This is a genomic window from Mesorhizobium sp. M0437 (assembly GCF_040321335.1).
GTDB lineage: Bacteria > Pseudomonadota > Alphaproteobacteria > Rhizobiales > Rhizobiaceae > Mesorhizobium.
Genome location: NZ_JAMYRK010000114.1, coordinates 1 through 10,022 on the forward strand (window position 1 = coordinate 1; position 10,022 = coordinate 10,022).

A 10,022-nucleotide genomic window follows, 5' to 3' on the forward strand; every position below is an offset into this window, starting at 1 on the left:
CATTTTGGTGAAACGGCCGGATTCCACCGGGCTGATGGCGTGTCTTGTCATCTCGTCACCAACTTCCCGAGGAGCCGCCGCCGCCGGACGAACCGCCGCCGCCGGAAAACCCGCCACCGCTTGAACCCGACGACCATCCCCCGCCGGAACCTCCCGACCAGCCGCCGGAGGACCGCCGGTTTGGCTCGAAGGTCATGCCCAGCCAGCGATAGCGGCCGGGACCGATCTTCTGGCCGAAGATCGGCGGCAGGATGGAGGCTGCGAGGCCGCCGAAAAAGATGATTGCCCAGATGGCTATGAAGATCGTGAAGAACAGATCGTCGCTGTTGAACGGCGGCTGCTGGTTGCGTTCGCCGCGCGCCTCCAGCTCTTCGGGATTGCCTTCCAGCACCATGATCATGTCGTCGACGGCCTTGCTGATGCCGCCTGAGAAATCGCCGGCACGGAAGGCCGGCACCATGTCGTTTTCGATGATCAGCTTGGTGTGCAGGTCGGTCAGCGTGCCTTCAAGCCCATAGCCGACCTCGATGCGCATCTTGCGGTCGTTCGGCGCCACCAGCAAAAGCACGCCGTTGTTCTCCTTCGCCTGGCCCAGTTTCCAGGCGCGGAACAGCCGGTTGGCGTAAGGCTCGATCTCCTCGCCGTCGAGGCTGGGGATGGTCGCGACGACGATCTGGTCGGACCCTTTGGTCTCGAACTCGGCAAGCTTCTGCGTCAGCGCCGCCTCGGTCGCGGCGTCGATGATGCCGGCGTTGTCGACGACCCGTCCGGTCAGCGCCGGCAGTGCGGCGGCAAGGGCGGTGAGCGGGAGGAACAGACCAAGGCAAAGAAGAAGCAAAGTGACGCTCAGAAGCGTGTGGTTTGCACTTCGTCGCGCCCCCCTCTGTCCTGCCGGACATCTCCCCCACTTGGGGGAAGATCGACTATCGCGACCGCTTTCGCCAATCTCCAACGTTGCAGGATGGGCGGTGAGGCCAAAGCTGCCAATCTCCCCCCTTGAGGGGGAGATGCCCGGTAGGGCAGAGGGGGGCGCTACGGAGTGCAAGGCCAATAGGGACCACGCTCACCGGCTGTTCTTCACCCGCCCTGCTGCGTGCCGAAATCGACCTTCGGCGGCTGCATCTTATCCTCCTCGATGGTGAAATTCGCAAACGGCTGGTTGCCGCGGAACCACAAGGTCGCCCAGATCACCGACGGGAAGGTCCTCAGCGTCAGATTGTACTCTCTCACTGCCTGGATATAGTCGCGGCGGGCGACCGTGATCCGGTTCTCGGTGCCTTCGAGTTGTGCTTGCAGCGCCAGAAAGTTCTGGTTGGCCTTGAGATCGGGATAGTTCTCCACCACCGCCAGCAGGCGCGACAGCGCGCTGGTCAGGCCGGCCTGGCTGTCCTGGAATTTCTTGAAGGCTTCCGGATTGTTCAGCGTTTCCGGCGTCACGGTCACCTGCGTCGCCTTGGCGCGCGCTTCGACCACGGCATCGAGCGTGTCCTTCTCGTGCGCGGCGTAGCCCTTGACCGTGTTGACCAGATTGGGGATGAGATCGGCGCGGCGCTGGTATTGATTCAACACCTCGCTCCATGCGGCCTTGGCGTTTTCCTCAGCCGTCGGAATGGTGTTGTAGCCGCAGCCGGCAAGCAGCGGCAGCATGACGGCCATAACCAGGAACGCAGCTAAATTACGGAAGGTTGGCGGCGAAGAAAGGCGCTGGGCAAGCATGATAAGTCCCCTCAATAGCATTGGCAGGCGAAGCATTAGCACAATCCTTGCGTAAGAAAATGACTTCGGCCGAGAAGTGTTACTGGTTTCTGCCATTCGCCGTCGGGCCCTGTGACAGACGAGGCGAACGGGTTAAGCTCTGGCATAGAACGGGACATCACCATGGCGAAACGCCACGACAGCGACGCGGAATCGCGCCGCATCATCGAACGGGTGGCGCGCGAGACCGACCCGGGGGGCACCTCGTTCCTTGCACGAACCACCAAAGGCGCGCGCGACCACGTCACCGCGGCCGATGCCGACCGGTCGGACCCGATCGAATATTGGGGCACCCGCATCGGTCGGGCAGCGGGCTTGCTTATTGCCATCGGCCTGTTGATCTGGCTCGTGCTTTTCGTCACCAGGGGCAGTTAGGAAAAATCAATGAGTGCCGAAAAAACCGACGCGCCCCGCGCGGTCATCGTCGTCTCCAGTCATGTCGCCCGTGGCTCAGTCGGCAACCGTGCCGCTGTCTTTGCGCTGGAGACGCTCGGCTTTCCGGTTTGGGCGGTACCGACCGTCATCCTGCCCTGGCATCCGGGCCATGGCCGGGCCACCCGCATTGTGCCGCCGCTGGACCAGTTCAAGGCGCTGATGGCCGACCTCGAGGGCGCGCCGTGGCTGGGCGAGGTCGGCGCCGTGCTGTCCGGCTATCTCGGCGAGGCTGGCCAGGCCGAAGCCGTCGCTTCGCTGGTCGGCGCGGTCAAGGCGAAGACGCCGGACGCCCTCTATATCTGCGATCCGGTGATGGGCGATTCGGGCGGGCTCTACGTACCTGAGCCGACCGCAATCGCCATGCGCGACCGGCTGATGCCGATCGCCGATATCGCCACGCCCAACCGCTACGAGCTGGAATGGATGGCCGGAGCGCCGCTGCCAGACCTTAAATCGGCAATGGCTGCAGCCCTGCAGGCCGGCCCACCGGCCATGCTGGTCACATCGGCGCCGGCGATGATGGCCGGCGGCACCGGCAATTTACTGCTCGCCGACAGAGAGGCACTGCTTGCCGAACACCGGCTCATCGACAAGCCGCCGAATGGGCTCGGCGACCTGACGGCTGCCGTCTACCTGGCGCGGATCCTGTCCGGCCAGCCGGCCGCCAAGGCGCTGCAATCGACCACGGCGGCGGTCTACGAGATCCTGGCGCGGACCGCCAAGCGCGGCGGCGACGAGTTGCAGCTCGAGACCGATGCCCAGAGCCTGTCGCACCCGATGGCGATGGTGCAACTTCGCCATCTCCTGCATCCGGAACGGGACCGCCGGGCGTGACGCAGGCCGAAGACGCCGTGCCCCAGGATGATGCGCCCGAGGATGTTGCGCCCGACGACGTTGCGCCCGACGATGTTATGCCCTGGGGTGTTGTGCTTGTCGGCGTCGACGGTTGCAAGGCCGGCTGGATAGCCGTCCGCCGCGATCCCGGTGCGGCACCGTCGACAGCCGTTTTCCCGAGCTTCGCGGCGTTGCTCGACCGACTGCCCGCCGACTCGTTGGTAGCGGTCGATATGCCAATCGGCCTGCCCGATTTCTCGCAAAGAGGCGGTCGCGGCCCGGAGGCGCTGGTGCGGCCGCTGCTCGGGGCCCGGCAGTCCAGTGTCTTTGCCATCCCCTCCCGCGCCGCGCTTTACGCCGAGGTCGAAGCCTTCACCACGGTCGATGCCTGGTACGCCGCACATCGCAAGGCAAGCGAGGTGGCCAGGACGACATCAGATCCGCCGCGCGGTGTCTCGATCCAGGCCTTCGGTATCTTCGCCAAGATCCGCGAGATCGATTCGCTGCTGATCGCGCGGCCCGAACTGCGCAGCCGCGTCTTCGAATCGCATCCGGAAGTTGCCTTCTGCAAACTAAACGGCGACCGCGCTATGCGCTTGCCGAAGAAGATCAGGGGCAACATCAATCCGGCCGGCATGGCCGAACGCAAGGCGCTGCTTGCCCAGCATGGTTATAGCCAGGATTTTCTCGACCAGACGCCGCCGCGCGGCGCGGCCGCCGACGATTTCCTCGACGCCGCGGCGATGATGGTGGTTGCCGGACGCATCGTCAGAGGCGAGGCAATGCCGTTTCCGGATCCGCCGCTCGCCGATCGTTTCGGCATTCCGGTCGCCATTTGGGCCTGAGGACCGGGGCGTCAGGAGCGTGATCTGAGCGCCTCGTTGAGTGCCCACATATCCTTCTCCTCGGGCGCGGTCTCCAATCCGAGCACGGGAACTTGCTTACGCAAATGGTCGTGGTGGGTGCGCACGCCATATTCGAGATCGGAGAGGTAAAAACCTCCGAAGGCTTCGGACAGCATGGATTCGTTGGACCATATCGAAAGCTGTACATCCTCGGCCAGCGTGTCGCGGTCGATGCGGTAGGATAGGTAGCGGGCTGCCGCCTGTTCCCTGGTCTCGTCGCGATAGCGGTAGATGGCGCCGCGCAGCAGCGTCTCACCCGTCGACAGCGGAAATTCCTGATAGAACTGCACCGATTCCGGCATGAGCGACAGCACGTTGTTCGGGAAGATGCCGTAGTAGATCCAGGCCTTGCGCAGGTGTTCCGGCAGGTGCTTCGCCTCGGGTGCGAGCTTGATGTACTGCGCGACGCTCCAGCGCCGTCCGGCATGCGGATTGTAGGTGGCGAACGAGCGCGACACGCCGTTGACGAACGGCTCGTCGAAATAGGTCGCACCGTAAAGGTCCTGCAGCGCCGGATGCGCCATGGCGACGTGGTAGCCTTCATTGTCGACATCGCGCACCGACTTCCAGTTGACCGGCGTCCTTTGGGTCCAGATGCCCCAGGACGGCACCATCTCGGCGACGCCGTAATGGGCAATCTCGGCTTCGATCGGCTTCAACAGCTCGGCCACCGATGGCTGCGGCCCACCCTTGCGGAAACGGATGAAGATGAAGCCCATCCAGATTTCGAGCTCGAGCGGCATCAGGCCGAAATCGGTCTTGTCGAGGTCGGGGAATGAACGGGGGCGGGCAGCACCGCGCAGCGTGCCGTCGAGATTGTAGACCCAGCCATGAAAGGGGCAGACCAGCGCATTCTTGCAAGTGCCCTGGCTGTCGGCAACGACGCGACTGCCGCGGTGGCGGCACATATTGTTGAAGGCGCGCACAACGCCATCCTTGCCGCGCACGATCAGCGCCCGCTCGCCGACCACATCCATCGTCAGATAGTCGCCGGCGTTCGGCACGTCGCAGACATGGCCGGCGATCTGCCAATGGTTGCGGAAGACGTGCTCTTTCTCGAGTTCGAGCAAGGCGTCGGAATGATAGCTCCAGCCCGGCAGCCCCCGCCGATCCCAATCGTTGGGGATTGCCACGTCACGCAGATGCGGGTTCATAAAGGCTCTTTATTTATTGAATGGTCGTTCAATAAAAGCATATTTTCCATTGAAATGCAATGGCTTGGAAAAATGGGACTAAGTCTTGACGGGAAATCGAACGGGATTCGAGAGCCCAGTCCGAACGATCGAAGCCGGGAAAATCCCGGGAATTCCAGACGTTAATCCCCTTACACTTGTTGAGCGCCCGACGCTCCGTGGGCCTGGAAAGGCGACGCGGATCTGGTGCCGTGGGTAGCGCAAAACGAGCAGAGAATGCCACCGGTGCTGCCAGCTACGCCGGATCGGTTTGCCCAGGAATGGCCGCGGGCTTGGTTTCATGCCGGTTACACAATCGTTAATTCATCATCGTTGGCCGGTTACAAGGTGCGATTAGGTTCGTTTCAACAGAGAAAAGAAGAAGACCGAAGGAAACGACGATGCGTACGAAAATCCAGATCACCGATACCGACCTTCGCCAGCAGGGTCCCCAGCGTAACGACCGGCGCCCGAAGCTGGCGCTGCGCCAGCGCGCCAGTGATCATCCGATGGCGATGTTCATGCTGCTGGCGGCTGCCGCATTTGCCGGCATGGCGTTGACGCCTACCGTCGGTCCGGCCTTCGCCTCACTGAACCCGCCGGCCAACCTCATCGACGGCGCGACAACCACCACCAAGACGGCGCGCCTGCCGATGCCGGAGATCGATTTTGCCTGCAAGGGGCAGGCCTGGGGCGCCGAGAGCCTGGATTGCCTGCGCGTCATCGCTGCCCAGTCGGGCAAGGCACGACCGGTCCGCATGATCGCCAATGCCGCCCCGCTGGCTGATACGCCGAACGTTTTTTGATTTTTTTGCGAGCGCCCTCCAGCACTCCAGTCAGGCTCCCGCCGCAATGTCGGCCGGGAGCCTTTTTCTTCCGGGAGAGATCGCGGAGTTAGCCGCCCAGACCGGCCTGCTCGGCAATGGCCGAGAGCACGCCGCGCACATCCAGCGTGCTGAACGGTTTTTCGAGGATTGGCGGCCGCTGCGGCGCCGGCAGCGCCTCGATCTCGCCTTTCGCGCCGATCAGATCGCCGGTGACAAGCACGAAGCGCCGCGCCAGACCCGGCATTTCGGCGAGTAGCTCGCGATAGGCGGCTATGCCGCTGGTGCCGGGCATGCGCAAATCGGAAAACACGATGTCCGGCGGGACATGGCCGCTCAGCGTCGCGGCGGCCGAGACCCAGGCCGGCACGATCCGCGACTTGATGCCCATCAACTCCAGAATGTCGGACAGCGACGCCGCGACATCCGGCTCATCGTCTATGATCAGCGCGTGACGCAAGCCGCTCGACCGCGACGGACTGTCGCTAGCGGCGGCCGCGCCAGCAGCGATCGCCGGCAGCTGCACGACAAAACGCACACCTCTCGGCGAAACCTCCTCGAACCAGATATTGCCATTGTGCCGCTCGATGATCGATTTCGAGATCGACAGGCCGATGCCGGTACCGACACCGACCGGCTTGGTGGTGAAATAGGATTCGAATATGCGTGAGCGTATCGCTTCCGGCACGCCTGGTCCGTTGTCCTCGACCGAGAATCCGGGATTGCCGCGGTCGCTGCGAAACGTCCGGACCTTGATCCGGCGGTCGCCGGCAACGCCGGCCAAGGCGTGCTGACTGTTGATGAGGAAGTTGGCGGCCACTTGCGTCACGTGGTCGGCATCTGCCATGGCCAGCAACGGGCCGCTGGCGAAATCGGTGTCGATGATGATGCCGCTCGACCGTGCGCCATAGGCGGTCACTTCGAGTGCGGCGCGGATCACCTGGTTGAGGTCGGTTTCGGCCTGTGCGGCCGGGTGCAGGCGGACCATCGACAGGAAGCTCTTGACGATACGGCCGCAGCGCTCGGCAGCGGCGCGCACCTTTTCGGCGCGCACCTTGGTCTGCGGATCGGCGGCGAATTCATGCAGCAGCGTCGACTGGGCGACGACCACGGCCAGCGGGTTGTTGAGCTCGTGCGAAACGCCGGCAAGCAGCGAGCCCATCGCCGCCATTTTCTCGTTCTGGTGCAGTTTTTCGCGCTGGCGGTTGATTTCCTCCTCGGCGCGCAATCTGTCGCGCAGGTCGCGGATAGAGCCGAAGATCAGCTGGCGATCGGCGACCCGCATCTCGGTTGCCGTCAGCTCGATCGGAAAAACCTCGCCGGCGGCGTTCTGGGTGACCGTTTCGAGCCGCTGGCCGACCATCGGCGCGCCGCGGCCCGACATATATTCGGCGCCGGACGCATAGCCCTTGCGGTAATATTCCGGCACGACCGTGTCGAGCAGGTCCTTGCCGAGGATATCGCTGCGCCGATAGCCGAACATCTTCTCGGCGGCCGGATTGAATTCGATGATCGAGCCGGTCTCGTCGATGACGATGATGGCGTCGAGCGAGGCCTGCAGCATGGTGCGGCGAATGACGTCGCTGGCATGCGCGTCGGAGGGCGATCGTTCGATGGCATCGCCGATGGCGAGTGCCACCATGTGCAGCGCCGCCTCTTCCTGGTCGGTCCATTCGCGTTCGTTGACGCAATCGTTGACCGCCAGCGTGCCCCACAAATTGCCGTGCGAAAAGACCGACACCGACAGGAACGACTTGATGTTCTGCTTTTCGAAATCGGTCCGCAGAAAGCCTTCGAGATCGCGTGTGTGCCCGGCGAAGATCTTGCCTTGACGCTCGTCCTCTGCCAGCCGTTCCAGCAATGGGTCCGAATCGACGACCGACTGCACGATGACGGTAGGTGACGCCAGCTCACCGCCAAACCGGGGGGCGATCCAATAAGCGGCGACCGACTGGGCGAAACCCTGGCCGGGCAGTTCGCGCAGGCGAAACAGGATGCCGCGGTGACAATCCATGGCTTCGCAAAGCGTCTGGAGGATACCTTCCATCTCGCGCTGCCAATCGCCGGCTTCGCGCAGCCGGCGAACCACATGCACGGCCACCATCGCCGCGCCCTGCCTGGCGCCCTGCGTGTCCGCGCGTGCTGTTTCAGCCGTCATGGTCATTTCCTGGCCTTGGCTTGCTCAAGCCGCCAGGCCTCAGTTATTTTCACCGGCCGGCAGCGAGAAGATATAGCCTTCGCCGCGCACCGTGCGCAGGAATTTCGGGTTGGCCGGGTCCGCTTCGATCTTCTTTCTCAGCCGCATGATGCGGATGTCGACCGCGCGGGACGATTCCGGGTCCTCGACGAAACCGATCGCCTCGGAGATCGCCGCCCGCGTCAACAGCCGGTTGGCGCGCGTCAGGAACACCTCCAGCACGTCGAACTCGCTCTTGGCCATGTCGATGACCGCGCCGTTGGCGCCGGTGACGAGCCTGCCGTCGAGATCTGCGTGAAAGGGTCCGAAGCTCACGGACCGGCGGCCGCCGGATGTTTCAGCCTTGGCCTTTTGTGGCTCGGTCGGCTCAGGAACGCGACGCAGCACGCTGCGCACCCTGGCCAGCACTTCGCGCAATTCGTAAGGCTTGACGATGTAATCGTCAGCGCCGAGCTCCAGTCCGACGATGCGGTCGAGCGCGGTACCGGCGGCCGTCGCATAGATGATGCCGATCGGCATTTTCGACCGCATCCAGCGGCCGAGCGACAGGCCGTCCTCGCCCGGCATGGCGATGTCGAGAATGGCCAGATGGAAGGACTGGGTTTCCAAAAGGTCGCGCGCCGCCGCCGCACTTTCGGCCGTGGCCACATCATAGCCGCTGGCGCCGAGATACTCGGCGACCGCATCCCTCAGGTCGGGCTCGTCCTCGACAATGACAATTCGTGCCCGCACGATGCTTTCGCTCCCGCTTTCAGCGGAAAGTAGATTGGGTATAAACATGATGTCCAGCACTCTTCTTGGGTTGCCGTATGCGGGGTAGAAAAACATGGCTGCACGATCCGTTATCGCGCTTGTTTCCGTCGCTGAAGTAATTGCGACCGATCTCGCCGATCATCTCGAGCGGCGCGGTCATGAAGTCCGCGCGGCGCGACAGCCGTGGGAGGCCGAATCGCTGCTTTCGGCAAAGGGTATCGATGTCGTGGTTGTCGGCGACAGCGTCAGCCAGGCAGAGGGGCGCGACCTGCTCAGGCGACATGGCGGCGAAGGTGGACCGGATTTCATCCTGATCTGCCGCCCGGCCGATCTGGTCGACAAGGTTCTGGCGCTCGAACTCGGCGCCGCCGACGTCGTCGAAAGCCCGCTCAATGTCAGGGAGCTTGCCGCTCGCGTAGGCGGCCTTCTGGCTCGGCGCGGCAGGAGCGCCGGGGAACTGATCGTGCTGGAGAACGCGACCGTCGATCTCCGATCGGCCATCGTCATGCACCGCTCGGGCACGGAAGAACAGCTGTCCCCCGGGCAGGTGGCGCTGCTCAGGCTGTTCCTGGCCAGCCCGCGCAAGGTGCTGACGCGGGACGACATCATCGCCGCCGCGCCCGCCGAAAATGCCGAAGCCTTCGATCGGTCGATCGATTCGCGCATCGTGCGGCTGCGCCGCAAGCTCGATACCGAAACCATCACCACCATACGGGGTGCGGGCTACCGGTTCGATCCGCCGACGCAATTCGCCGATTGAAGGCAGGACGGCCACCCTTTTGTCTTGAGCATCGGATTTTCCCACAACCGGTTTCCACCTTGGGGTCCGATGCTCTTCAGCGCACCACGAGAAGCGACGGGCCGGACGGCATGTCACTGTTCGTGCTGACCTCGCCGGCATGGGCACGTTCCTTCAGCAGCACGGTGGCGAGGCCGGCAATGCCGAGCAGCCCCTGGACGTAAAGCAGCGCGGAAAGCACCGAAGCGGCGAATTTCGTTTTCATCCTGTTCGTTCCTCAAAATTGGAATTTACGGGCACTTCAGGGGAACCCCCGAAGCGCCCGCCCGCCCCGCCGAGGCCCCCCATTACGGGGGGGGCCTACCGAAGAAACGCTCGCAAGATCCGGACGCCCCGCCGAGCCACACA

Annotated in this window: 11 protein-coding genes; 5 read left to right on the forward strand and 6 right to left on the reverse strand. The window is 63.7% G+C overall.

Annotated features, from left to right (window positions below; all coding sequences use genetic code 11):
• Positions 1-55: 55 nt before the first annotated feature.
• Positions 56-850: a TPM domain-containing protein gene (locus tag NKI72_RS32945; RefSeq protein WP_352852001.1), complete on the reverse strand. Its 795-nt coding sequence runs from the start codon at positions 848-850 to the stop codon at positions 56-58.
• Between the two features lie 227 nt (positions 851-1,077).
• A complete protein-coding gene (locus NKI72_RS32950; RefSeq protein WP_352834637.1) occupies positions 1,078-1,716 on the reverse strand; it encodes a LemA family protein in 639 nt (212 codons plus the stop codon).
• Positions 1,717-1,878: 162 nt separating this feature from the next.
• On the opposite strand from NKI72_RS32950, the gene NKI72_RS32955 reads away from it, so the two are divergent.
• From NKI72_RS32955 to NKI72_RS32965, 3 genes are all read left to right on the forward strand, one after another.
• Complete coding sequence (locus tag NKI72_RS32955) at positions 1,879-2,130, forward strand: hypothetical protein (RefSeq protein WP_023678142.1); 252 nt, start codon at positions 1,879-1,881, stop codon at positions 2,128-2,130.
• Positions 2,131-2,139: 9 nt separating this feature from the next.
• On the forward strand, positions 2,140-3,024 hold the full coding sequence (gene pdxY, locus NKI72_RS32960) for a pyridoxal kinase PdxY (RefSeq protein ID WP_352834639.1): 885 nt from the start codon (positions 2,140-2,142) through the stop codon (positions 3,022-3,024).
• Positions 3,025-3,101: 77 nt separating this feature from the next.
• Positions 3,102-3,869 carry a DUF429 domain-containing protein gene (locus NKI72_RS32965; RefSeq protein ID WP_352683763.1) on the forward strand — a complete coding sequence of 256 codons (768 nt, stop codon included), beginning with the start codon at positions 3,102-3,104 and terminating at the stop codon, positions 3,867-3,869.
• An 11-nt stretch (positions 3,870-3,880) separates the two neighbouring features.
• Here the strand turns inward: NKI72_RS32965 and NKI72_RS32970 are convergent, their stop codons facing one another.
• On the reverse strand, positions 3,881-5,083 hold the full coding sequence (locus NKI72_RS32970) for an aromatic ring-hydroxylating oxygenase subunit alpha (RefSeq protein WP_352852000.1): 1,203 nt from the start codon (positions 5,081-5,083) through the stop codon (positions 3,881-3,883).
• A gap of 419 nt (positions 5,084-5,502) precedes the next feature.
• On the opposite strand from NKI72_RS32970, the gene NKI72_RS32975 reads away from it, so the two are divergent.
• Positions 5,503-5,907, forward strand: a complete 405-nt coding sequence (locus tag NKI72_RS32975; protein WP_023678146.1) for a hypothetical protein — start codon at positions 5,503-5,505, stop codon at positions 5,905-5,907.
• An 88-nt stretch (positions 5,908-5,995) separates the two neighbouring features.
• Here NKI72_RS32975 and NKI72_RS32980 read toward each other — a convergent pair whose 3' ends face one another.
• Together NKI72_RS32980 and NKI72_RS32985 are read right to left on the reverse strand one after the other, a co-directional pair.
• On the reverse strand, positions 5,996-8,083 hold the full coding sequence (locus NKI72_RS32980; protein WP_352470718.1) for a PAS domain S-box protein: 2,088 nt from the start codon (positions 8,081-8,083) through the stop codon (positions 5,996-5,998).
• Between the two features lie 39 nt (positions 8,084-8,122).
• A complete protein-coding gene (locus NKI72_RS32985; RefSeq protein WP_352492215.1) occupies positions 8,123-8,902 on the reverse strand; it encodes a response regulator in 780 nt (259 codons plus the stop codon).
• Between the two features lie 46 nt (positions 8,903-8,948).
• Here NKI72_RS32985 and NKI72_RS32990 point away from each other — a divergent pair, with 46 nt between their 5' ends.
• Entirely contained in the window at positions 8,949-9,635 is a 687-nt protein-coding gene (locus tag NKI72_RS32990) for a winged helix-turn-helix domain-containing protein (protein WP_352834644.1), read from the forward strand.
• A 76-nt stretch (positions 9,636-9,711) separates the two neighbouring features.
• Here the strand turns inward: NKI72_RS32990 and NKI72_RS32995 are convergent, their stop codons facing one another.
• A complete protein-coding gene (locus tag NKI72_RS32995) occupies positions 9,712-9,879 on the reverse strand; it encodes a hypothetical protein (protein WP_023721318.1) in 168 nt (55 codons plus the stop codon).
• Positions 9,880-10,022 lie beyond the last annotated feature (143 nt).

What these genes read in the sequence shown, in the direction of transcription:
- NKI72_RS32985 (WP_352492215.1), bottom strand. Translation starts at nt 8,902, where the DNA reads ATGTTTATACCCAATCTACTTTCCGCTGAAAGCGGGAGCGAAAGCATC.
- NKI72_RS32950 (WP_352834637.1), bottom strand. Translation starts at nt 1,716, where the DNA reads ATGCTTGCCCAGCGCCTTTCTTCGCCGCCAACCTTCCGTAATTTAGCT.
- NKI72_RS32970 (WP_352852000.1), bottom strand. Translation starts at nt 5,083, where the DNA reads ATGAACCCGCATCTGCGTGACGTGGCAATCCCCAACGATTGGGATCGG.
- NKI72_RS32955 (WP_023678142.1), top strand. Translation starts at nt 1,879, where the DNA reads ATGGCGAAACGCCACGACAGCGACGCGGAATCGCGCCGCATCATCGAA.
- NKI72_RS32975 (WP_023678146.1), top strand. Translation starts at nt 5,503, where the DNA reads ATGCGTACGAAAATCCAGATCACCGATACCGACCTTCGCCAGCAGGGT.
- NKI72_RS32990 (WP_352834644.1), top strand. Translation starts at nt 8,949, where the DNA reads ATGGCTGCACGATCCGTTATCGCGCTTGTTTCCGTCGCTGAAGTAATT.
- NKI72_RS32980 (WP_352470718.1), bottom strand. Translation starts at nt 8,083, where the DNA reads ATGACGGCTGAAACAGCACGCGCGGACACGCAGGGCGCCAGGCAGGGC.
- NKI72_RS32965 (WP_352683763.1), top strand. Translation starts at nt 3,102, where the DNA reads ATGCCCTGGGGTGTTGTGCTTGTCGGCGTCGACGGTTGCAAGGCCGGC.
- pdxY (WP_352834639.1), top strand. Translation starts at nt 2,140, where the DNA reads ATGAGTGCCGAAAAAACCGACGCGCCCCGCGCGGTCATCGTCGTCTCC.
- NKI72_RS32995 (WP_023721318.1), bottom strand. Translation starts at nt 9,879, where the DNA reads ATGAAAACGAAATTCGCCGCTTCGGTGCTTTCCGCGCTGCTTTACGTC.